Below are 23189 nucleotides of genomic sequence, written 5' to 3'. Positions count from 1 at the left end.
TTTTTCTTGTCGGTTTGGGCAAAACAGGCTAGACCGGCATCAGGTGGCTAAGGGCAGGGAAATATGGCAATTAATCCAGTAAAGGGGCTTTTGTTCGCCGTCGGCGGCTCCGTCGCCGCGGCGGGAACCGCCTATGTGTCGGGCGCGCTCGACCCTTATCTCAATCGCGCGCCGCCGACGGAAGTGGCATCGCTGACGCCGCCGGTGGAGAAGCCGGCCGAGCCGGGGACCGATGGATCGGTTTCGCCCGCGCCGGCCACAGGTGCGATGGCACCGACAGCGCCGGCCACGGCGGATGCGATCGCGCCGACCTTCGATATCGTTCGGGTCGAAATCAAGGGCTTTATCGTCGTCGCCGGCAATGCCGCACCCAACGCCAAGGTCGAGATTCTCAACGGTTCGACGGTTCTCGGCTCGACGGTCGCCGGTGCCGATGGCGCTTTTGCCATCGTTCTCGACAATCCGCTGAAACCCGGCGATTACACGATCGCACTGCGTTCAATGACCGGCAATGTCGTGACCCCCTCGGCGCAGACAGCAGTCGTCTCGATTCCCAAGAGTCCTGCTGGCCAGGTGCTGGCGATGATCGAGGAGCCGGGCAAGGCCTCTGAATTGCTCACCGTTCCTGCACCCGAGACAAAGCCTGAATCGCCGCCTGCTGGCGACAAGGTGGCCGCTCCGGCTGCCGAGGACCCCGCTGCCGCAGCACCAGCCGCACGGGCTGCCACGGCGCCGGCCACTGTCGAAGCCGTCCCCGCGCCCGCTCCGGACGTGCCGGCCGCACCGGCAACACCAGCTGCAGGGCCAAAGGTCGTCGTCGAAGCGATCGAGATCGACGGCAACAAGATCTTCGTCGCCGGGCTCGCCGATCCCGGCCGCAAGGTGCGCGCCTATGCCAACGATATCTTGCTCGGCGACGCGAAGACTTCGCCCGACGGCCATTTCCTGGTCGAGGCGACGCGCAACATTCCGGTCGGCACCTACACCATCCATGTCGACGCACTCGATGCCGACGGGGCAAAGGTGGTGGCTCGCGCCGCCGTGCCGTTCGAGCGCGAACCGGGCGAGTCGATCGCCGCCGTGGCGCCCGCCGAGCAGACGCCTGCCACGCCGCCTGCCGCCGCGGACGCGACCGCGCCTGCTCCACCTGCCACATCGGCTGAAATTCCCGAGACCGCGGCGCCGAAGCTCGAACACGCCGACAGCGCCGTTATCATCCGCCGCCACGATACGCTGTGGCAGATCTCGCGGCGCGTCTATGGCCAAGGCGTGCGCTACTCGACCATCTATCTCGCCAATCAGGATCAGATCAGGAATCCCGACCGCATCTGGCCGGGGCAGGTGTTCAAGGTCCCGGAAAAATCGCAGGAAGGCGAAGCCGCTAACCTCAAGGCGATGGGCGACCAGATGACGACGGCCCCGACAAAGGCTGATTAGAAATCCTGTTCTTCTTTCCGGCCTCTTGCGGAAAGTTCGTTCATCGTCTATCGCCGATAAACGATGAACGCTCCCTTGACCGAGAAGACCTGCGGCTTCGCCGACAGCCAGTCCGTCGCCGCGAAGCTCGCCGCGCTTTCGCATCCGGCGCGGATCGAGATCCTCAGACACCTTTCGGCCAGCCGCTCCTGCTGCTGCCGGGAGGTCGTCGACCATCTCGACCTGGCGCAGTCCACGGTTTCGCAGCATCTAAGGATATTGGTCGACGCCGGGCTCGTCCGCTACGAGCCGGACCGGCAGCGCTCGCGCTATGAAGTCGACGGCGATGCACTCGCCGATGTTTCTGCATCGCTGGCCGCGCTCGTCAATTCCTGCTGCTCTGGCCGCTAGACCATAACCCCGAAACTGGAAGCCGGTTTCGGAAAAGATCATGGTCAAGCAATAAACATAAGAAGAAGGCAAATAAAAATGGCCGAAAAAACCGTTTCCGCTGACTCCGGTTCGACTTTCAAGACATTGCGCAACCTTTGGCCCTATATGTGGCCGGCCGATCGCGCCGACCTCCGGGCGCGGGTTGTATGGGCGACGGTGCTTCTGGTCGTCGCCAAGCTGACACTGGTTGCCGGTCCCTATTTCTTCAAATGGGCGACCGATGCGCTGGCTGGCGACGCCAAGTCGGTGCCGCCGTTGCCGGCCTTCCTTCTGGCGCCAGTCATGCTGGTCATCGCCTACAATGTCGTGCGGCTGGTGCAGCTCGGTTTCAACCAGCTGCGCGACGCGCTGTTTGCCCGCGTCGGACAATATGCGGTGCGCCAGCTCGCCTTCCGCACTTTCATCCACATGCATCAACTGTCACTGCGCTTCCATCTCGAGCGCCGAACCGGCGGCCTGTCGCGCATCATCGAGCGCGGCACCAAGGGCATCGAGACGATCGTCCGCTTCACCGTGCTCAACACCTTGCCGACTATTCTCGAATTCGCGCTGACAGCCGGCATCTTCGCCGTCACCTATGGCTGGAAATACGTGGCTGTCGTGGCGGTGACGGTCTGGCTCTACATCTGGTTCACCATCAGGGCGAGCGACTGGCGTATCGTCATTCGACGCGACATGAACGACAGCGACACCGACGCCAGCACCAAGGCGATCGACTCGCTGCTCAATTTCGAGACGGTCAAATATTTCAACAACGAGAGCATGGAAGCCGAGCGCTTCGACCGTTCGATGGCGCGCTACGAGACCGCCGCCACCAGGATATGGACCTCGCTCGGCTGGCTGAACTTCGGCCAGGGCGTCATCTTCGGTCTCGGCACGGTTATCGTCATGTGCCTTTCGGCGCTGGAGGTGCAGGCTGGTACGCAGACGGTTGGCGACTTCGTCTTCATCAACGCCATGCTGATCCAGCTTTCGGTGCCGCTCAACTTCATCGGCTTCATCTATCGCGAGATCCGCCAGGGCCTGACCGACATCGAGCAGATGTTCGATCTGCTCGATGTGCCGCAGGAGATCGTCGACAAGCCGGGCGCCGAGCCCCTGGTCGTCGGCGCCGGCAAGGTCGAGTTCCGCGACGTTCAGTTTTCCTACGATCCCAACCGCAAGATCCTGAAAGGCATCAGCTTCGAAGTGCCGGCCGGCAAGACTGTTGCCATTGTCGGGCCGTCGGGCGCCGGCAAATCGACGATTTCGCGGCTTCTGTTCCGCTTCTACGACATTCAGGGCGGCAAGATACTGATCGACGGCCAGGACATTCGCGACGTGACGCAGGAGAGCCTGCGCGCGGCGATCGGCATGGTGCCGCAGGACACCGTGCTGTTCAACGATACCATCGCCTACAACATCCGCTACGGCCGCGTCGATGCCAGCGAGGAGGACGTCCGCAAGGCGGCCGAACTCGCCCAGATCGGGCCGTTCATCGAACGTCTGCCCGACGGCTACCGGTCGATGGTCGGCGAGCGTGGGCTGAAACTGTCCGGCGGCGAGAAGCAGCGCGTGGCGATCGCCCGCACCATCTTGAAGGCGCCGCCGATCCTGATGCTCGACGAGGCGACCTCCGCGCTGGACAGCCATACCGAACAGGAGATCCAGGCAGCGCTCGATCTCGTCAGCCAAGGCCGTACCACCATTGTCATCGCCCACCGGCTGTCGACGGTGATTTCGGCCGACGAGATCATCGTGCTGCAGGACGGCCAGATCGCCGAGCGTGGCACGCATGCCGCCTTGATGCGCAAGGCCGGCCTGTACGCGTCGATGTGGGACCGCCAGCGTGAGGCAACCGAGGCCGAGGAGCGGCTGCGCATTGCTCGCGAGCGCGACGAGTTCGGCGTCGTCGTCCGCCGCCGCCCCTCGGAAGTGTCGTAGCCCTTACGGCCAGCCGGCGCCCGGTGCGGGAGCCTCGATGCTGAGCACCTGGCCGGTGCGGGCATCGCTGATCATATGTTCGAAGCCGCGCCATTCGGCGGCGACGATGAACAGTGTCTTGCCGTCCGCGCCGCCAAGCATGCAGGCAAAGCAGCCGCGATCGGCATCGACACTCTCGAGCATTGCGCCGCCTTCGCGCACGCGCACGCAGTGCCGGTTGGGCACGTCGGCATACCAGACCGCGCCCTCTGCATCGAGGCAGATGCCGTCGGGAAAGCCATTGCCGAGGTCGGCCCATCGCCGCCGGTTGGCAAGGCTGCCATCGGCGGCGATGTCGAAGGCGGTTAGCCTGTTGGCGTGCGATTCAGCGACGATCAACGTTTTGTTGTCGGGCGTCACCGCCATCCCGTTGGCGAAGGCGATCTTGTCAGCCAACTGCCGCACCGACCCGTCCGGCGCAATCAGCACGATGATGCCCGGGCCGAAATGCTGGCCGAGAGTTGGCGCCGGCCCACCGCCATTGATGTAGACGTTGCCGCGCCCGTCGACGACGATCTCGTTCCAAGGGTTCTCTGAGAGGTGTCGCAGATCGGCATGGGTGACCAGCGTCCCGTCTGCTTCTTGCCGCAGCACCAGCCCCTCACGCCCGCAGACGACAAGCAGGCGACCGTCCGGCAGCCAGTCTATCGAATAGGGCAGGGTGGCCGGCACGGTGAGCATGACCTCACTGTTGCCGTCTGCATCGACGGCGATGATCTGGCCGGTTCCCCAGTTGCAGAACCAAAGCCTGCCGTCATGCCAGCGCGGCGACTCGCCGAACGCCAAACCGTTCGTCACGACATTTGCTTCTTTGGTTGCTAATCTCTGCGACAGCATTGCGGGCTCCCAGGTTTCGTTCCGTAGGCGCCCCACTCGGCCGATTTAAAGCGCCTCTCACCAAGGACGGGCGAGGCTGCCGCGCGCCGACAACTGCGACGGTTTTATCGCAAAGGCCGGGTCGGTTCCAATATCCGTGAACCGGACACGCGCGCGAGGCAACCGCCGCCGAACCGGCTTTCCCATTGTTGCGTTGCGGCCACAGGGTGTTTCCGCTATTGAGGCCGGACCTGAAACTAGGGCTGTTCCCATCCCATGGACCTCGTCGACACGATCAAGAAAACGTTCGTTCCGATCCATCGCGAAGGCTATCCGTTTATCGCCGTCTTCGCCGCAGTGACGCTTTTCCTCGGCTATTTCTCTTCTATCCTGTTCTGGGTCTGCCTTATCCTGACGGCCTGGTGCGTCTATTTCTTCCGCGATCCCGAGCGCGTCACGCCTGTCGACGACCGGCTGGTGGTAAGCCCGGCCGACGGCATCATCACGGCGGTCGGTCCGGCCGTGCCGCCGCGCGAACTTGGCCTCGGCGGCGGCGAGATGACCCGCATCTCGGTGTTCATGGACGTCTTTTCCTGCCACGTGAACCGGGCGCCGGTGCGCGGCCGCATCACAAGGATCGAGCATCGGCCGGGCCAGTTTCTCAACGCCGCACTCGACAAGGCGAGCGCCGACAACGAGCGCAACGGCCTGGTCATCGAAAGCCCCAACGGCACGGTGGCCGCGGTGCAGATCGCCGGCCTTGTGGCGCGGCGCATCGTCTGCTGGGCCGAAACCGGCGGCACGATCGGCATCGGCGAGCGCTTCGGGCTGATCCGCTTCGGCTCGCGTGTCGACGTATTCCTGCCCTCGATCGCAACGCCGCGTGTCGCCGTCGGCCAGACTGCGGTCGGTGGTGAAACCATACTGGCCGAATTCGGCGGCATTGCCGCAACGCCGCTCGTGCGGGTGTCCTGAGCCGTGGGCGCGCCGTTCAAGAAGTTCGAGGCGCATGGCAGCGGCGGTCCGCGCATCCATGAAATCCCGATGCGCATGGTGCTGCCCAATCTCGTCACCGTGCTCGCCATCTGCGCCGGCCTGTCCGGCATCCGCTTCGGCTTCGAAGGCCGTTTTGAGCCGGCAGTGGTGATGGTGCTGCTCGCCGCCTTCCTCGACGGCATCGATGGCCGCCTGGCGCGGATGCTGAAGGCGACGTCCAAATTCGGCGCGCAGATGGATTCGCTGGCCGACATCGTCAATTTCGGCGTAGCTCCCGCGCTGGTGCTCTATGCCTTCCTGCTCGACCAGGCCGGCTCGCCTGGCTGGATTGCCGCGCTCCTGTTCACCATCGCCTGCGGACTGAGACTCGCTCGCTTCAACGTGCTCGATGAAGAAACAGATCGCCCGCAGTGGCAGGCCGAGTATTTCGTCGGTGTGCCGGCGCCGGCAGGTGCAGTGCTGGTGATGCTGCCGCTTTATCTGTACTTCCTGCGGCTTGGCGTGGAGCCGTCCCGCCCTGCCGCCTTCGTCGCCGCCGGCTTCACTGTTCTGGTCGCCTTCCTGCTGGTCAGCCGACTGCCGGTCTATTCCGGAAAAAGCCTGAAAGTCCCGGGCGACAAGGTGTTGCCGATCATCCTCGGCGTCGTCCTCTACATCCTGCTGCTGATGACCTATCCCTGGTACACGCTGACGGCGTCGGTTGCCGGTTATCTTTTCTTCCTGCCGCTCAGCATCCGCGCCTATTCAAAGCGCGCCAAGCGCGAAGGCGAGAAGGTGCCGCCTTCAGACATCGGCTGACAGACCTGCCGCCAATTCCTTCCGACGGTCGCCTGAGCATTTTGCAGCCAAGTGGAATCACTTGGCGTCCAGAAATGCGGCTAAAACAAATAGATGAAGCTGGATGCCCAGTTCAATTTGAATGCACTCCGCTGTAGCTAGGGGGAACCTGCCGGGCATCTCGACCGTTCTGTTTCAACGGGCGAGCGAGCGAGCTCGCGAACCATCGGTCTTTTAGGCTGTCGTGGCAGGCGCAGCACCTGAAGAAGAGCGAGGAGTAATGGCTGTCGTCCTCATTGGTGCGTTGCTCATTGTCGCTGGCGTTGTGTACATGGCTGGCGCAGCCTTAAGGCGTGGGCGGCTCAGCGATCCAGCGCCTGTTCGCGCGGCGCCGGATCGCTCGACGCCAAATCTCGCAACGCCAGGTCCGACACTTGAGCCGCGGCGACGCGGGCTCGGTTTCCTCGGCCTGTCGCAGAACTGGCCGGGCCTGCTGATGATAGCGGTCGGGTTCATCCTGCTGTTGTCGATTGTGGTCCTCTAGATGAAATGCCTTAAAACAAAGAGTTAGAGCGCGGTTTTGTTTCCACCAAAACGCAACGCGCTCTGAGCGCTAAGCTGCCGCGCTGAGCCCCAGCCGTTCAATTGCCAGTTTGCGGGTCGAGACATAGTCGGTCTTGCCTGAACCCAGCACCGGGATTTCCTCCACCTTGACGATGTCGTTCGGCACCATCAGGTCGGCGGCACCGGCCTGTCTGCCGAATTTGCGCAATTCATCGGGGTCGGCCTCATCAGCGGTGGTGACCAGCACGATGCGCTCGCCGCGGCGCCTGTCCGGCACCGCCACCACGGCATGATGCTCTTCCGGCCATAGCGACTGCACCAGCATCTCGACTGCGCCCAGCGACACCATCTCACCGGCGATCTTGGCGAAGCGCTTGGCCCGGCCGCGAATGGTGATAAAGCCTTCGCGGTCGACCGAAACGATGTCGCCGGTATCGTGCCAGCCGTCGAGTGGTTGCAATTCGCCGGGCCGATCTGATGTCATGTAGCCCATCATCAAATTCGGCCCGTCGAGCCACAACCGTCCGGCGCCGCTAATGCCCTCGACCGGCTCGAGCTTCATGCGCATGGCCGGCAACAGCCGCCCGACCGTGCCGTCGCGGCCGTGGATGGCGGTATTGACGGCAACGACTGGTGACGCCTCGGTCAGCCCGAAACCTTCGATGATCTCGGCCTGGAAGCGCTCCCGATAGACGCGGCGTGTCTCCGGTTTCACCGCCTCGGCGCCGGCGACAATGAAACGCAGGCTGGAAAAATCGCCGTCCTTGGCGGTGCGCGCATAGTTGGCGAGGAACGTGTCGGTGCCGAACATGACGGTCGGCCTTGCCTTGCGTGCGACCTCGGGGATCAGCTTGTAGTGGAGCGGCGAGGGATAGAGGAATAGTTTCACTCCGGTGACCAGCGGCAGGATGGTGCCGCCGGTGAGCCCGAACGAGTGGAACACCGGCAGCACGTTGAGCAGGATATCGGCCGGCGAGATAGTAATGCGGGCTTCGGCCTGCATGGCGTTGACGAGAAGGTTCCTATGCGACAGCACCACCGCCTTGGGCGTGCCTTCCGAGCCTGAGGTGAACAGGATCACCGCTGGCTTGGCGGCATTCTGCGGCTGCAGTGGCCAGCGCCACAGCGAGGCGGCGGCGAGCTTGTCCAGCACGGTTACGCTGGTCCGCACATCCTCCAGCCACAACAGCTTGGCGCCGCCTTCTTCCACCGCCGAGACGATGTCAGCGAGGCTGGCCTTATCGATAAAGGCGCGCGACGAGACCACGGTGCGGATCTCCGCCGTGCGCACGGCGGCGGTGACGCTGGCCGGGCCTGCGGTGTAGTTGATCATCGCCGCCACCCGGCTCGCCGACAACAGGCCAATGAGCGACAGCACGACGCCATTGGCGTTGGGCAACAGCAGTCCAACCGCTTCGCCCGGCGCCGTCGCCGCCTCGAAGCGGCGGCCCAGCACCCGCGCGCCGATGAACAGCTTTCTGTAGTTCAACGTGCCGCTGACCACGTCTTCGACGATAGGATGCGAGCCGCCGACTCGGTCGGCGGCGTCGCGCATGGCGAGGAACAGGCCGCGATTAAGATCGCTGCCGAAAAGCCGGGCTTCGGCAAAACGGTCGAACAGCGCATTGGTGTTTGAGGACTGATCAGGATTTCGTGCCACCAACTCGGCGATCGTCATTGGCTCCAGCACGCTGATCGACAGAAGGGGAAACCAGCGCCGCGGTGCCTTGTCTGCCGGCGTTAGCGATACCGGCAGAGTGCGCGCGCCGGCGACGAAGATCGGCACGATCCGGGCATCGGCCTGCATGGCGATGCGGGTGACGGCGCGAAACAGGCGAAATGTCTTGATATCAGGCTCGACCGCATCCGGCAGATAGACGGCAAGGCGGCCCTTGCCCTTCAGCACCCGCACCAGCCGACGGCTGACGAAGATATGCTCGGCGTTGAAGGCGATGGTGCGGCCAAGCTCGCGCCATGGTTCGAGCCAAGGCGACCTAGCAGAGGCCTGGTCGAGAATGTGCAGCGTATCTTCGGGCAGCAGCGACAGCATCAGCGCCGGTTCGAACCGTGACTGGTGCGAAATCACATAGATGACCGGCACGGGTGCTGCGCGGGCGATTTTGATGCGGCCGTCGGCAATCCGGTAGGCGAGCTTGAACGGCACATAGAGCAGCGCCTGCATGAAACGCAGGCCGAGGCGGAATTTTTCCACCACGCCGATCAGCAGCCAAGCCGCGACAAGGCCCGCAAGCAGCGCCAGTGTCAGGATCATGCCGCGTCTCTCCCAACAGATTTTCACTTCGCGGTTCTTCCTGGCCGCTTCGATAAGAACCTAGACGAAGTGGGCTCGACGTCAATGCTGCTCGACCAGGCGGGCTGCAAGCTGCCGGTCTGTCATGCTTCACCCTCGCCAACATGACTTGCGGGATGAGCGTGGAACTGAACGGCGCCCTTTACGCCGCTTTCAACCTCCCACTGATGAAGCGGAATTCCTGCGTCTTGCCGCCATAGCCATAGGCGGCAGCCGGCACTTCATGCACGAAGGCGTAGCTTTCTTCATGCATCTCACCCAGCAAGCGGCCAAAGGCGGCGAAGATCGCCCTGAGATAGGCCTCCAGCTCGAGCTTGGTGTTGGTGCCGTCGACCACCTTGATGTCGAGCCAGAAGGTCTTGACGCCATGCTCGGCCAGCGACCTGCCGCCGGCGAACCAGTGCTGCGGGTCGAGATAGGAAATGGCGACCGCGGTGATGGTCGGATCCTTGCGTAGGTGCATTGCGGTCAGTTCGGTCACCTCCCTGGCGATGGTAGCGGACAGAGCAGCATCGGGTCTGCCGGTAACGCTGACATTGATGATTGGCATTTCGTTCTCCTGGTCTTTCTTCTAAGGGCTTGCGTCTTGCGCCGCCGGGAAAAACCATGCCACGGTTCTAGCGCCAAAAAAATCGAATTGTTTTAGACTAACACTTCGATATAACTGAATTATGCAGGCGCTCGACCCCGATCTCCTCAAAACCTTTCTCGCCTTCGTCGACGGCGGCTCGCTGGCGCAGGCAGCATCGATCGTCGGTCGCTCGCCTTCGGCGGTGACGGCGCAGATGCAACGGCTGGAGGATATCGTCGGTGAACCGCTTTTGGCGCGGCAGGGGCGGGGCCGCGGCCTGACGCCGGCCGGGGAGGATCTGGTCGGCCACGCACGACGTATTCTGGCAGTACATCGCGAGGCGTGGCTGGCACTCAAGGGCGTGCGGGCCGACGGGCGCGTCGCCATCGGCACGACGCAGGATTTCGCCGACAGCGGCCTGCCGGATTTGCTCAGGGCCTTCGCCGTGAGTCATCCACGCGTCCGGATCGAATTGCGCGTCGGCCGCTCCGCCGAATTAGCGCAGGCGCTGCAATCCGGCACCCTCGATTTGGCGATCGCCATGCGCCAGGCACCGGCACCGGACGAAGTGGGCGTGCTCCGCGAGCCCATGGTCTGGCTCTGTTCGCAAAAGGGACTGGTCTCGCGCCAGGACGAGGTACCGCTGGCACTGCTCGATCCGCATTGCGGCTTTCGCGAAGCGGCGATCGCGGCACTCGACACGGCCGGCCGCCGCTACCGCATCGCCGCCGGCAGTGCCAGCCTGGCCGGGCTGCGCACGGCGGTGAATGCCGGCATTGCTCTGACGTTGCGGACGGCGCGCTTTGCCCATTCCGGCCTCGTCGAGGCACCGCGCGACCTTGGGCTGCCGCCGGTTCCCATCACCGAGTTCGCCATCCGGCTGCGCCAGGATGCCGAGCCCCCGGCACAGGATTTAGCTGCGCTGTTCAGCGGCAACCTTGCCTTGGCAGGCGCACCAAGCTGATTTCGCGAAAGAAAAAGCCGACCTTGCGGTCGGCTATAGGTTAGACGGGCCGAGGGGTTTGGGGGGACTTGGGATGACCCGTCGAACCCAACAATGCCTGAACCTGATAATGGTTCCATGACTTTGCAAATTTAATTCAGGGGCAGATTTTCTCAGGCAGAGCGCTGCCTCGCCGCTTGCCAGTCGCGTCCGGCATGGGCGAACACCGCGCAGAGCACGATGGCGCCGCCGATCATGCTGGCAGCCGGCGGGACCTCGGCCAGGAACAGGAAGGCGAACAGGATCGCGAACGGAACTTCAGCGGAGCCCAGCAGGCCGGATTCGGCCGCCGGGATGAGCCTCGCGCCCTCCGTCCACAAAATAGAGGCCAGCGCGAACGACATGCCGAAGGCGACGAGCAGCACTGCGTCCCTGGCTGAGACCGCCAATGGGTCGGTAACGAACCAGCCGAGCCCGAACAGGAGGAATGCCGATACCGCACCGGCCCACACCACAGGCGTGTCGCGGAAGGCGCGTACCATGATCATGTAGAGCGCGGCGCCGACCGTCATCAGCAGCGCCAGCCCGTCGCCGAACAGATTACCGGTGCCGAAGCCGGACCACACCATAATGGCCACACCGCTGAGCGATACGGTGGCGGCGACAAGCGTCTGCAGGCGGAAGCGCTCACGAACTAGCACGAAGGCCAGCAGCGCGGTGACGAAAGGTGCGGTGGCGTAGATGATCGCGACATTGGCGACGAAGGTGAATTTGAACGCCGAGATGAAGGCGATGCTGGCGAGCGCGCCCTCGATCGCCAGCAGCCAGCCGCGCCAGCCGAGACGCAGGCTTTCACGCCTGCCGGAGCGGCGGCGCCGCCACAGCACATAGAGGGTGATCAGGATAGAGCCGACAAAGCCGCGCCAGCAGGTGATGGTCAGCGGGTCGGCATGGATCGACTTGGTCAACACGCCGGTGAGGCCGAAGACGGCCGCCGACGCCGAAACCAGGATAATGCCAAGGGTGCGCTCGGCGGCGGTGTCGGTGGTGGCTGGCATGCTTAGCGATTCCGTCATGTCACCAGACTATGATACCTTGTCCTGACACCGCACTGTCAGCAGGGTTGCCGCATCCTACAGCCACTTGCGGAAATGTTCGTTGCCGATGATCAGCAGGCAGCCGCGACGATCAGCGCCACGGCGCACGCTACACGGACAGAACCCTGCGCGGCGCTGCGCCAGTGGCGAGCTTGCGTTGGGGCAGGGCTGGCTCCAGGGGTCGACCGCTTTTTCTGCTCACACGCTCCTGCGCGATACTGGACCTGGCGGCTGTCGGCACCGACGAAGCGATCATCCTCTGCCCCGCCAATCACAATCCACCAACGTACGTCGCGACGTACCCCGGCACTCCCGGCTACGAGGCCGTCGCCACCTGCCTGGCTTCACCCAAGGTACGGGCTCGGACGGACGGCGTCATCGCGTGGCGCCCCCAGGTCGCATGAAGCGCACCAAGTCTAATGACGAGAGCTTGTCACTCTGACCCAAATGTCGTGAAATCGAGGTTTAGGCCGTACCGGTTCCATTCGAGTATCGTGACGAGCGATGAAAATGACTGCCGAAAGGATTGGAGATGGATGGACGCCACCGGACTGAAGGCCATGCAGGCGCCGCTCAAGGAGACTTATCGCGATGACGCATCGCGCGCGCTGATCACGCTTCGGGCCAAGGGCTCGATCGACGACCAGTCGATCGCCTGCAAGGTCGAGACCGGCAGGGCGCTCGCCGTTGCCGGGCTGCATCCGGCAACCGGCGGTTCCGGGCTCGAACTGTGCTCGGGCGATATGCTGCTGGAGGCGCTGGTTGCTTGCGCCGGCGTAACGCTGAAAGCAGTGGCGACGGCGCTGGAGTTCAAGCTCGGCGCCGCCACGGTGGAGGCCGAAGGCGATCTCGACTTTCGCGGCACCTTAGGTGTGGCAAGAGATGCACCGGTCGGCTTCCGCGCCATCCGGCTGAATTTCGGCCTCGACACTGACGAGCCACAGGAGCGCATCGACGCTCTGCTCAAGCTGACCGAACGCTATTGCGTGGTGTTTCAGACCATCAATACCAGGCCGGAACTGACGGTCAGCGCTCAGCGCTGAACGCGCGCCGGCTACTCACTTTCGCCCTCGTCTGCGAAGGGCGAGGCGCTCGGCACACACTGCACCGACCAGCCGGCCGGCGTCGGCTGCTTCTGATATTCGGTGATGGCGGAGGTGCACTGTTCGCGGGTGTCGAACGTGCTGGGCAGCACCACCATGCCGCCTTGCGGACCGGCAATCACCAGATACCAGACCAACGCTACGCTCGAAGCCGCCATGGGATTTCTCGTTTGTTGTGGGAGTCGGGCGATCCTATCAACTCCGGGCGATCGACGAAAGCGCGGCCGGGCGCGGTGGTTCGCCACGGCATCACAGCCGTGCGATATCCTGTGTTGTTGGAACAACTCAGTTCACGGCAAAGCAGTAGAACAGGCCGTCACCGCCGGTGCTCCTCAGCGCCTCCTGACTACAGCCGCCGCGTGAAGCGTGCGAGGAATTCCACGATTTGGCGGCGGCCGAATCGTCGAGGCCGGTGCGGTCGTGATGGCCCGTCATTGCCGCACCTTCTGCTCCGCTGAGCGTCCAGTCGCCGCAGGTCTGGTCGGCGATTTTCGTGCCGTCGGGCTTGGAGCCGGTGAGCACGTCGTGCCGGTTGGGCTTGTCGCCGCGGCCATTGACCATTTCACCGTTTTCGTCGAGTGCCGTCTGCTTGGTGATGGCGTTGGCATCGCTATGCAGCGCAGCGACATCGTCGGCGATCTTGACGCCCTTGGCGTTGAACCAAGGTCCGTTACCGATACGATCGCGCGCATCGGTATCGCCTGTCGAGAGATAGGCGCGCCATGTCTTGCCGGTGACGCCGGCCGCTTCAGCCAGCGAGGCGCAATGCGCATCGGCACCTGCGAGGCCGCCGAGATCGGCGCCCTTGCCCGAGCCGACGCTGGTGACGAAGAAGCTCATTGTCGTATCCTGTGAGGATGCGACGCCGATGGCTGCCAGCGATGCAGCGGCGGTGACGAGAAGCAGTCTGCGCATGGTGGTCCTCCGTTGGGAAATTTTGGCATTCCAATAACGTCGTGGCGGCGCAATTCTTCCGTCAAAATGCGCGATGCGTCTACTCCGGTTGCCGGTAGGCGACAAAGCGGTTGTGCTTGGCCTGGAAGATCAGCCCGGTTTCCCTAAGCGCAGGGCTGGCCAGCGGCACGATGCGTTTGGCGATCTCCTGGGGATGCGGCAGCGTCTCCGGATCCTCGCCGGGCACCGCCTGCGCCCGCATGGCAGTGCGGGTGGCGCCGGGGTCGGCGGCATTGACCCTGAGGGCCAAGTTTTCCGTCTCGTGCGCCCAGGAACGCATCATGGTCTCGACTGCCGCCTTCGAGGCCGCATAGGGCGCCCAGAAGGCTCGCGCCGAATGGGCGGCGTTGGAGGAAAGCACGATGGCACGGCCGGCGTCGGAGAGCCTGAGCAACGGATCGACCGAGCGGATCAGCCGCCACGTCGAGGTGACGTTGATGGTCATCACCTTTTCGAAGGTCTTGGCCTCGACATGGCCGATCGGCGAGATGACGCCGAGCACCGCCGCATTAGCGACCAGGACGTCGAGCTTGCCCCAGCGTTCGTGGATGGCGCCGCCCAGCCGGTCGATGCCGGCCATGTCGGCAAGGTCGAGCGGCACCAGCGTCGTCTGTCCGCCCGTTGCCTTGATCTGATCGTCGAGTTCCTCCAGCCCGCCGACGGTGCGGGCAACCGCGATGACATGCGCTCCAGCGGCGGCAAGTTCCAAGGCGAGGAAGTAGCCGATGCCGCGCGAGGCGCCGGTGACGACCGCGACGCGGCCGGAAAGGTCGAGGGCAGGGGTCACCGGGCAGCTCCGAAGGTTAGCGCTCTATGATGTCCGGCAGGACAGAGGGGGCGCGACACAGCAATCGCGACGAAATTTGCAAGCCGGCGAAATTCGCGGGTTGCAGCAAGACCTACGAACCTCCCGCCGCCAGTAGCGACAGCGTGCGCACATTGTCCGAACCTTCGAAGTCGGCAAGCCGGGTCGGATATTGCCCGGTGAAGCAGGCGTCGCAGAATTGCGGCTGGTCATTGTCACGGCCGGCCTCGCCGACGGCGCGGTAGAGCCCGTCGATCGACAGGAAACCGAGCGAATCGACGCGGATGAACTCGGCCATCTCTTCCACCGACATGCGCGAAGCGAGCAGCTTCGACTTCTCCGGCGTGTCGACGCCGTAGAAGCAGGAAGCGCGCGTCGGCGGCGAGGCGATGCGCATGTGCACTTCCTTGGCGCCGGCATCGCGCACCATCTGCACAATCTTCTGGCTGGTGGTGCCGCGCACGATCGAATCGTCGACCAGCACTACGCGCTTGCCTTCGATCATGCGGCGGTTGGCGTTGTGCTTGAGCTTGACACCCATGTGGCGGATCGAATCGCCGGGCTGGATGAAGGTACGGCCGACATAGTGATTGCGGATGATGCCGAGCTCGAACGGGATGCCGGCGGCCTGCGAAAAGCCGATCGCCGCCGGGGTGCCGCTGTCGGGCACCGGCACGACGATGTCGGCGTCGACTGGGCTTTCGAGCGCCAGCTCGGCGCCGATGCGCTTGCGCACCTCGTAGACGTTGCGGCCTTCGACCGACGAATCCGGGCGTGCGAAATAAACATATTCGAAGATGCAGAAGCGTGTCTTCTGCGGCTCGAACGGAAACAGGCTCTCGATGCCCTTGGCGGTGACGACGACCATCTCGCCGGGCTTCATGTCGCGCACGAAACGGGCGCCGATGATGTCGAGCGCGCAGGTTTCGGAAGCCAGGATCCAGGCGCCGTCGAGATCGCCGAGCACCAGCGGCCGGATGCCGAGCGGATCGCGGCAACCGATCAACTTCTTAGAAGTCATCGCCACCAGCGAGAAGGCGCCTTCGACCTGGCGCACCGCATCGATGAAGCGCGAGTTGAGATCGCGTTCCCTGCTGGTGGCGACGAGATGCAGCAGCGTCTCGGTGTCGGAGGTCGACGAGAAGATCGCGCCTTGTTTCTGCAGCGCGCGCTGCACGGTCATGGCGTTGGTGAGGTTGCCGTTGTGGGCGACGGCGAAGCCGCCATCGGCGAGCTCGGCGAAAAACGGCTGGATGTTGCGCTGGCCGGCGCCGCCTGTGGTGGCGTAGCGCGTGTGGCCGATGGCGCGGTTGCCTTGCAGGCTGTCGATGACGCGCTGCTTGGTGAAGGTGTCGCCGATCAGGCCGACATGATGTTCGACATGGAACTGGGTGCCGTCATAGGAAACGATACCGGCCGCTTCCTGGCCGCGATGCTGCAACGCATGCAGGCCGAGCGTGACGATAGCCGCGGCGTCTTGCCGGCCAAAAATACCGAACACACCGCATTCGTCATGGAAATGATCGTCAGCTTCGGCGCAAAGCACGTCGTCTGCGTCTGCCATCTTCAGCTCCGCTAAAGTCGCTATATAGTGTGATGACTGCCCAAGAGCAACGTAGAGTTTGCGGCTTTCACGAGATCGTCAGTTTGCCGGCGCCGGATTGGCCGGTGCATTGTCGGCCGGTGGCGCGTCGGTCGCGCTCCCGTCGAGCGCCGGAGCATCGTCGCCGGCTGCCGGTGCGTCCGCCGCCGGCGCGTCGGCCGCCGGAGGCGTCTCGGCGCCGGTCTCGGGTGCCGGCTGATTTGGATTGAGCCTGTTGAGGATCGCGTTCTCCGGATCCTCGGGCAGCAGGCTTTCGAGCTTGGCGCCGATCGATTCGAGCAGCGGCCGCGACTTGGCGTTGGCGACCCAGCCCGGAGCCTTGGGGCCGGCCAGCCAGTTGAAGAACAGCAGGGCCACCGCAACGACTAGGATGCCGCGCGCCGCGCCATAGAGGAAACCCAGCGTGCGGTCGAGGGCGCCGACCCGGGAATCGATGATCCAGTCGGCGAGTCTCATGGTGATAACGGAGACGACGATCAGCGCGACGATGAAGACGATGCCGGCGGCTACCACCATGGCAATCTTCTCATTCTCGACATAGGGCTGAACGTAAGGCAGGAGCGGCTGGTAGAAGAAGAACGCCGCCGCCGCCGCCGCTATCCAGGAGACGACGGAGAGGATCTCGCGCGAAAAGCCGCGAACCATGGCGAGCATCGCCGAGACCAAGGTGAAGCCGACGAGAATTCCGTCAAGCAGCGTAATCGGCATGTCTTTTGCCCCACTTCATGAGCCGCGTCACTCTTGCTCGTCGGCGCGGCTGCGCCGTGAGCCGGCTATGCGCGCCACGAGATCGGCAAGCTCGGTGGGTTGGAAAGCGCCGGCCCCTATCCCGCCGGCAAGTTCCTCGCTGCCCAAGGGCAGAACCGCGCTCCCAAAACCCAGCTTTTCGGCTTCCTTCAGGCGCTGCTGCGCATGCGCAACCGGCCTCACGGCGCCCGAAAGGCTGATTTCGCCGAAATAGACGCAATCGGCGGGAAGGGCAAGACCGGTGAGCGAGGAAACCAGTGCGGCCGCCACCGCCAGATCGGCAGCCGGCTCCGAGATACGGTACCCGCCGGCGACGTTGAGATAGACGTCATGCGTGCCAAAGCGAACGCCGCAATGGGCTTCGAGAACGGCGAGGATCATCGACAGCCGGGCGCCGTCCCAGCCGACGACGGCGCGGCGCGGCGTGCCCAGCGACGACGGCGCCACCAGCGCCTGAATCTCGACCAGCACCGGCCTGGTGCCTTCCATGCCGGCGAAAACCGCGGTGCCCGGCGCTTTCGCATGGCGTTCGCCGAGAAAAAGCTCGGACGGATTGGCGACCTCGCGAAGGCCCATGTCAGACATTTCGAAGACGCCGATCTCGTCGGTCGGTCCGAAGCGGTTCTTGACCGTGCGCAGAATGCGGTAGTGGTGACCGCCTTCGCCCTCGAAATAGAGCACCGCGTCGACCATATGCTCGACGACGCGTGGCCCGGCGATCTGGCCTTCCTTGGTGACGTGACCGACGAGCACGATCGCCGCGCCTGTGGATTTCGCATAGCGGATCATCGCCTGGGCGGCGGCACGCACCTGGGTGACGGTGCCTGGAGCCGAATCGGCCATGTCGGTCCACAGGGTCTGGATCGAATCCAGAATCACCAAATCCGGCCGCTTGCCGTCGGCGATGGTGGCGAGGATGTCCTCGACATTGGTTTCGGCGGCAAGCTCCACCGGAGTATCGGCGACGCCGAGCCGCTGCGCACGCAGCCTGATCTGGGCAACCGCCTCTTCTCCCGAGACATAGATGATGCGGTGGCCCTTGGACGCCAGCGCTGCGGCAGCCTGGGTCAACAGCGTCGACTTGCCGATGCCGGGATCGCCGCCGACCAGAAGGGCCGAGCCGCGCACGAAACCGCCGCCGGTGGCGCGGTCGAGCTCGCCGATGCCGGAGACGATGCGCGGCGCGTCCTCGATGTCGCCGGACAAAGTCGTCAGCACTACGGCGCGGCCCTTGCGCGCATTGCGGGTGTTGGCAGGACCCGAGCCGATGCCGCCGGACGTGCCTTCCTCGACCAGCGTATTCCACTCGCCGCAGGCGTCGCATTTGCCGGCCCAGCGCTGATGCACCGAACCGCAATTCTGGCAGATGAACTGGATGCGCGATTTGGCCATCAGGCTGATGACGCTCCAAAGCGGCCGGAGGCTGGTGATCCTTCCCACCCCCCTCTGTCCTGCCGGACATCTCCCCCGCAAGGGGGGAGATTGGATGTCGCCATCGCTTTCGCCAATCGCTGACGTTGCAGGAAGAGCAACGCCGGCAAAGCTGCCGATCTCCCCCCTTGCGGGGGAGATGGCCGGCAGGCCAGAGGGGGGTGTGACGGAGCGCGGCGGTAAGTCAAAAGCTACTCGAACCTCTCCGCAATATGATGCTCCTCGGCGAGGTCGGAGAAGCGGGTGAACTCACCCTGGAAGGCGAGGCTGACCGAGCCGGTCGGCCCATGGCGTTGCTTGGCGATGATGACTTCGGCCTTGCCGCGCATCTCGTTCATCTCGTTTTCCCATTTGATGTATTCGTCGGTGCCGGGCTTCGGCTCGCGGTTCTTCAGATAATATTCCTCGCGGTAGACGAACATCACCACATCGGCGTCCTGCTCGATCGAGCCCGATTCACGCAGATCCGAAAGCTGTGGGCGCTTGTCGTCACGGCTTTCGACCTGGCGCGACAGCTGTGACAGCGCGATGATCGGCACGGCAAGCTCCTTGGCTAGCGCCTTCAGGCCGGTGGTGATTTCGGTGATCTCCTGCACGCGGTTCTGTGAGGATTTGGCGCTCGATCCCTGCATCAGCTGGATATAGTCGATGACGATGACATCGAGACCGCGCTGGCGCTTCAGCCGCCGCGCGCGCGCCGAGAGCTGCGCGATCGAGATGCCGCCGGTCTGGTCGATGAACAGCGGGATCTTCTGCATGGTCTGCGAGCAGGCGACCAGCTTTTCGAAGTCCATCTCGCTGATCTCGCCGCGGCGGATTTTTGACGACGGGATTTCGGTCTGTTCGGAAATGATGCGGGTGGCGAGCTGTTCCGACGACATTTCGAGCGAGAAGAAGCCGACGACGCCGCCATTTGCCGCCTTGAACGAGCCGTCGGCCTGTTGCGCCGGTACATAGGCTTCGGCGATGTTGAAGGCCATGTTGGTGGCGAGCGACGTCTTGCCCATGCCGGGGCGGCCAGCGATGATGATCAGATCGGACGGCTGCAGGCCGCCCATGCGGCGGTCCAGATCGCGCAGGCCCGTGGCGACGCCCGACAGATGCCCGTCGCGCATATAGGCGGCGTTGGCCATGTCGACGGCGGTTTTGACCGCGTCGGTGAAGCTCTCGAAGCCGCCATCATAGCGGCCGGTCTCGGCCAGTTCGAACAGGCGCCGCTCGGCATCCTCGATCTGCTCGGATGGCGACATGTCGACCGGCGCGTCGTAGGCGATGTTCACCATGTCTTCGCCGACGGTGATCAGCGCGCGTCGCGTGGCGAGATCGTAGATGGCGCGGCCGTAGTCGGCGGCGTTAACGACGGTGACCGCCTCGACGGCCAGCCGCACGACATATTGCGCAACCGTCATGTCGCCGACCTTCTCGTCGGCAGGCAGGAAGGTCTTCAGCGTGATCGGTGTCGCTATTTTGCCCATACGGATGAGTTCGGCGGCGACTTCGAAGATTTTTCTATGCAGCGGCTCGTAAAAATGGCCGGATTTCAGGAAATCCGAGACGCGGTAGAAAGCATCGTTGTTGACGAGGATCGCGCCGAGCAGCGCCTGCTCGGCCTCGATGTTGTTCGGTGCCTCGCGATAGAGCGGTGTTTCCGCCACGCCGAATTTTCGTGCTGCCTCTGCCATAATGTCCCCGATTTCGATCCCGGTCTCTCGATATCAGAGCGAGAAAAAGCCGGTGCTGACTTATATGCATCACTCGTGCTCAATCAGCGTTGATGCCCGCTGTTCACAGGAACGGCAAACCGTCCACAGGACAGAACTCCCGGGCTCTGATTCCATTTGACTCGGCAAGGTCGCGATTCTACGCGACGCTTTGAACAAAGCAAGAACAAAATCGAAGAGAAGGGAGCTCCACAGGAATCAATGGGAGATTAGACTGCGTCGCCCCAGTCGAGCCGGCGCGCCAGCCTGAACGCATCGCCATCGCGCTTGGTGAACAGTTTTTCGCCGGCGCTGCCGTCCTTTTCGCAAAGTTTCAGTAGGACTTTTCCGGAGCCCGATTTCGGCGGTGCGATCACACGCGCCTGCGGCGGGGCAACAGCGTGGCGGGAGGCGGCGACGTAGATGAATTTCTCGTCTTCCCACGGCACGTCGGCGTCCTTGGCCAGCCGGTGCAGGCGCGAACGCGCGACACGGCGCGAAAAATGGCACCAGTCGGGCGGCACGAGCGGGCAGGGCGCCTGATGCGGGCAAGGCGCAAGCACATGCGCGCCCGCCTCGACCAGCTGCCGGCGCACGGAAAGAATGCGCTGCCATCCGGCCGGCGTGCCCGGCTCGACGAGCAGCAGCGTGTTGTCGGTCAGGTGCCAGAGCCGGTCGATGAGTTTTGGCAGCGACGCCGGTCCGATCTCGTCCAGCACATAGGCGCAGGTGACCAGCTCGGCCGGCTTGAGATCGGCAAGGTCGATGGTGACATCGCCGGCCAGCCAGGCGGTCCTTGCCGTCATCGCCTCAGTGGCAAGCGCCTCGCCGACTCGGCGCACCGCGGCGCTCGCCTCGATTAGCACCGCCTGCTCAAGGTCGGGCCAGAGATCGAGCGCGGCCCAAAGCACGGTACCGGGGCCGGCGCCGACGTCAAGCAGGGTTTTCGGCGCATAGTCGGGTCTTGCCTCGCTGACCGCATCGAGGCTGGCATGGACGGCGGCATAGGTCGCCGGCAGCCGCGTCGCCAGATAGGCCTTGACCGCCATCTCCTCGGCCATGTGCAGACGGCCGTCGCGCAGTTCGGCGCGGTAGCGGTCCGACAGCGTTTTTGCCGCTTGCTTCAGCGTCGGCAGCGGCACTTTTTCGAGGAGGCGCTCGACGCCCTGTCGAAGCGGGATAGGCAGTTCCATGGCTCAGGCACCCCGAGGTGCGAGCAGGATGACCGAGGCGCCAACGATGCAGAGCGCGGAACCGGCAAGGTCCCAGCGGTCGGGGCGCACGCCTTCCACCAGCCACAGCCATCCGAGCGAGGCGGCGATGTAAATGCCGCCATAGGCAGCATAGGCACGGCCCGCCGCGCTGATGTCTACCAGCGCCAGCAGGAAGCCGAACAAAGCGAGCGAAACCAGGCCCGGCGCCAGCCACAGCGGCGATTTTTCCAGCCGCCACCACGCCCAGATCGAAAAGCAGCCGGCGATCTCGGCAAGGGCAGCAACGATGTAGATGAGATAGGTCATGAAAAAAGGTCTCGCGGCGACGACGAGACCTTTTTCAGCGTGCGAGCCGGCAATGGCAAGCGGCAATAGTGTGATCGCCGGCAGTCTATTCCCTATCCGCTACCTTGCGGCGCCGCGCAGGCTTGGCGGCAGGGGCTTTTTGGCGATGCCCCATGTCGCGCATCTGCAACGCCTTCTCGCATGTGGCCATATAGTCGCGAGACATCGGCAGCGTGTCGTTCTTCTTGGCAATCTGGATTTGGAAGACCACCAGATCCTGCCAGCGGAAGGCAGCTTCCGAAGCTGCCAGATAGAACTCCCACATACGGCAGAACCGTTCGTCATAAATCGTTTTGGCCTTGTCGCGGTTGGCGGCGAAGCGCGCGCTCCAATGCTTCAGTGTCTCGGCGTAATGTAGCCGCAGGATTTCGATGTCGGTGACGATAAGACCCGACTTTTCGATCGCAGGCATTACTTCAGAGAGCGAGGGTATGTAGCCGCCGGGAAAGATGTATTTGCGGATGAAGGCGCTGGTTGCCCACGGCGCGCCGGAGCGGCCGATCGTGTGCAGCAGCATGACGCCGTCCGGCTTCAAAAGCGTCGCCGATTTGTCGAAGAAGGTGCGGTAGTGGTTGACGCCGACATGCTCAAACATGCCGACCGAGACGATGCGGTCGAAGCGCTCGTTGAGCTCGCGATAATCCCTCACTTCGAAATGCACGCGGTTTTCCAGGCCTTGCGCATTGGCGCGGTCGGTGGCGACGCCGTGCTGCTCGGTCGACAACGTCACACCTTGCACGTCCAGGTCGAAGGACTTGGCGAGATAGAGGCTGAGCCCGCCCCAGCCGGAGCCGATGTCGAGCACCGTCTGGCCGGCCTTTAGCCTGAGCTTGGCGGCGATGTGGCGCTTCTTTGCGGCCTGGGCCTCATCGAGCGTCATGTCCGGTTGCTCGAAATAGGCGCAGGAATACTGCATGTCATCGTCGAGGAAGAGCCGGTAGAGGTCGCCCGACAGATCATAGTGGCGCTGCACGTTGCGGCGCGCGCGCGCCGCCGTGTTGATCTGCTGCAGGCGGCGAAAAGCATGGCGCAGACCCTCGATCGCCTTCGACCAGGTGGCGTCGATGCCGCCGCTACCCATGTTCTGGAAGGCGATGCGCATCACCCCCAGCACGCCGCCCTCGAGTATGTCGAGTTCACCGTCCATATAGGCTTCCGGCACCGCAAGCATTGGATCGAAGGTGATGGCGCGCTCGGCATGCGCCGTCTTTATGTGCATGTGCACCGGCTCGCCGCTGCCGTCGCCGAAAATCACCGAGAGGCCTTTCGGCCCGGTGACTTTGAGATTGCCGGTGCGCACTAGGCGGTCGAGAATGCGTTTCAGCAGAATATTCATGACCAATGTCCCCTCTCGGTCAGACACGCTGTCCTACTCTGCCTC

22 protein-coding genes are annotated in these 23189 nt (G+C 63.8%); 8 read left to right on the top strand and 14 right to left on the bottom strand.

Going from position 1 to position 23189, the window contains the following annotated elements:
* Positions 1-63 precede the first annotated feature (63 nt).
* From NKH36_RS13535 to NKH36_RS13525, 3 genes are all read left to right on the top strand, one after another.
* A complete protein-coding gene (locus NKH36_RS13535) occupies positions 64-1437 on the top strand; it encodes a LysM peptidoglycan-binding domain-containing protein (RefSeq protein ID WP_352961686.1) in 1374 nt (457 codons plus the stop codon).
* Between the two features lie 63 nt (positions 1438-1500).
* Positions 1501-1827 (top strand): ArsR/SmtB family transcription factor, encoded by a 327-nt coding sequence (locus NKH36_RS13530; RefSeq protein ID WP_352956289.1) that lies wholly within the window; start codon positions 1501-1503, stop codon positions 1825-1827.
* A gap of 78 nt (positions 1828-1905) precedes the next feature.
* Positions 1906-3792, top strand: a complete 1887-nt coding sequence (locus tag NKH36_RS13525) for an ABCB family ABC transporter ATP-binding protein/permease (RefSeq protein ID WP_352961682.1) — start codon at positions 1906-1908, stop codon at positions 3790-3792.
* A gap of 3 nt (positions 3793-3795) precedes the next feature.
* Here the strand turns inward: NKH36_RS13525 and NKH36_RS13520 are convergent, their stop codons facing one another.
* Entirely contained in the window at positions 3796-4668 is an 873-nt protein-coding gene (locus tag NKH36_RS13520; RefSeq protein WP_352961680.1) for an SMP-30/gluconolactonase/LRE family protein, read from the bottom strand.
* Between the two features lie 255 nt (positions 4669-4923).
* On the opposite strand from NKH36_RS13520, the gene NKH36_RS13515 reads away from it, so the two are divergent.
* From NKH36_RS13515 to NKH36_RS13505, 3 genes are all read left to right on the top strand, one after another.
* Positions 4924-5622, top strand: coding sequence for a phosphatidylserine decarboxylase (locus tag NKH36_RS13515; RefSeq protein ID WP_352961677.1), 699 nt, complete (start codon positions 4924-4926; stop codon positions 5620-5622).
* 3 nt (positions 5623-5625) lie between these two features.
* The gene (gene pssA, locus NKH36_RS13510; protein ID WP_352961674.1) at positions 5626-6441 is read left to right on the top strand and encodes a CDP-diacylglycerol--serine O-phosphatidyltransferase; all 816 of its coding nucleotides are present in this window, start codon (positions 5626-5628) and stop codon (positions 6439-6441) included.
* 259 nt (positions 6442-6700) lie between these two features.
* Positions 6701-6964 (top strand): hypothetical protein, encoded by a 264-nt coding sequence (locus NKH36_RS13505; RefSeq protein ID WP_352961672.1) that lies wholly within the window; start codon positions 6701-6703, stop codon positions 6962-6964.
* Between the two features lie 69 nt (positions 6965-7033).
* Here the strand turns inward: NKH36_RS13505 and NKH36_RS13500 are convergent, their stop codons facing one another.
* Positions 7034-9256 (bottom strand): AMP-binding protein, encoded by a 2223-nt coding sequence (locus NKH36_RS13500; RefSeq protein ID WP_352962617.1) that lies wholly within the window; start codon positions 9254-9256, stop codon positions 7034-7036.
* A gap of 181 nt (positions 9257-9437) precedes the next feature.
* Positions 9438-9845 carry a tautomerase family protein gene (locus NKH36_RS13495; protein WP_352961667.1) on the bottom strand — a complete coding sequence of 136 codons (408 nt, stop codon included), beginning with the start codon at positions 9843-9845 and terminating at the stop codon, positions 9438-9440.
* A gap of 121 nt (positions 9846-9966) precedes the next feature.
* On the opposite strand from NKH36_RS13495, the gene NKH36_RS13490 reads away from it, so the two are divergent.
* A complete protein-coding gene (locus tag NKH36_RS13490; protein WP_352961664.1) occupies positions 9967-10830 on the top strand; it encodes a LysR substrate-binding domain-containing protein in 864 nt (287 codons plus the stop codon).
* Positions 10831-10982: 152 nt separating this feature from the next.
* Here the strand turns inward: NKH36_RS13490 and NKH36_RS13485 are convergent, their stop codons facing one another.
* Positions 10983-11867: a DMT family transporter gene (locus tag NKH36_RS13485; protein ID WP_502912034.1), complete on the bottom strand. Its 885-nt coding sequence runs from the start codon at positions 11865-11867 to the stop codon at positions 10983-10985.
* A 575-nt stretch (positions 11868-12442) separates the two neighbouring features.
* Here NKH36_RS13485 and NKH36_RS13480 point away from each other — a divergent pair.
* Positions 12443-12949, top strand: coding sequence for an OsmC family protein (locus NKH36_RS13480; protein WP_352961658.1), 507 nt, complete (start codon positions 12443-12445; stop codon positions 12947-12949).
* Positions 12950-12960: 11 nt separating this feature from the next.
* On the opposite strand, the gene NKH36_RS13475 is transcribed toward NKH36_RS13480, so the two are convergent.
* The 10 genes from NKH36_RS13475 to NKH36_RS13430 form a co-directional block, all read right to left on the bottom strand.
* Positions 12961-13167, bottom strand: a complete 207-nt coding sequence (locus tag NKH36_RS13475; RefSeq protein ID WP_065009862.1) for a hypothetical protein — start codon at positions 13165-13167, stop codon at positions 12961-12963.
* 127 nt (positions 13168-13294) lie between these two features.
* Positions 13295-13924 carry a hypothetical protein gene (locus tag NKH36_RS13470; protein WP_352961655.1) on the bottom strand — a complete coding sequence of 210 codons (630 nt, stop codon included), beginning with the start codon at positions 13922-13924 and terminating at the stop codon, positions 13295-13297.
* Positions 13925-14003: 79 nt separating this feature from the next.
* The gene (locus NKH36_RS13465; RefSeq protein WP_352961652.1) at positions 14004-14750 is read right to left on the bottom strand and encodes an SDR family NAD(P)-dependent oxidoreductase; all 747 of its coding nucleotides are present in this window, start codon (positions 14748-14750) and stop codon (positions 14004-14006) included.
* A 112-nt stretch (positions 14751-14862) separates the two neighbouring features.
* On the bottom strand, positions 14863-16332 hold the full coding sequence (gene purF, locus NKH36_RS13460; protein ID WP_352962612.1) for an amidophosphoribosyltransferase: 1470 nt from the start codon (positions 16330-16332) through the stop codon (positions 14863-14865).
* 78 nt (positions 16333-16410) lie between these two features.
* Entirely contained in the window at positions 16411-17079 is a 669-nt protein-coding gene (locus NKH36_RS13455) for a CvpA family protein (protein ID WP_352961646.1), read from the bottom strand.
* Between the two features lie 27 nt (positions 17080-17106).
* Positions 17107-18510, bottom strand: a complete 1404-nt coding sequence (gene radA / locus NKH36_RS13450; protein WP_352961782.1) for a DNA repair protein RadA — start codon at positions 18508-18510, stop codon at positions 17107-17109.
* Positions 18511-18740: 230 nt separating this feature from the next.
* Complete coding sequence (locus NKH36_RS13445; protein ID WP_352955464.1) at positions 18741-20231, bottom strand: replicative DNA helicase; 1491 nt, start codon at positions 20229-20231, stop codon at positions 18741-18743.
* A 248-nt stretch (positions 20232-20479) separates the two neighbouring features.
* The gene (locus tag NKH36_RS13440) at positions 20480-21442 is read right to left on the bottom strand and encodes a small ribosomal subunit Rsm22 family protein (RefSeq protein WP_352962610.1); all 963 of its coding nucleotides are present in this window, start codon (positions 21440-21442) and stop codon (positions 20480-20482) included.
* A 3-nt stretch (positions 21443-21445) separates the two neighbouring features.
* Entirely contained in the window at positions 21446-21769 is a 324-nt protein-coding gene (locus NKH36_RS13435) for a YnfA family protein (RefSeq protein ID WP_091590534.1), read from the bottom strand.
* An 85-nt stretch (positions 21770-21854) separates the two neighbouring features.
* On the bottom strand, positions 21855-23144 hold the full coding sequence (locus tag NKH36_RS13430) for a cyclopropane fatty acid synthase (protein ID WP_352962607.1): 1290 nt from the start codon (positions 23142-23144) through the stop codon (positions 21855-21857).
* Positions 23145-23189 lie beyond the last annotated feature (45 nt).

Source organism: Mesorhizobium sp. M1312 (assembly GCF_040318115.1).
GTDB lineage: Bacteria > Pseudomonadota > Alphaproteobacteria > Rhizobiales > Rhizobiaceae > Mesorhizobium.
Note: the sequence above shows the minus strand (reverse complement) of the source record. Positions and strands in the feature narration are given on the sequence as shown.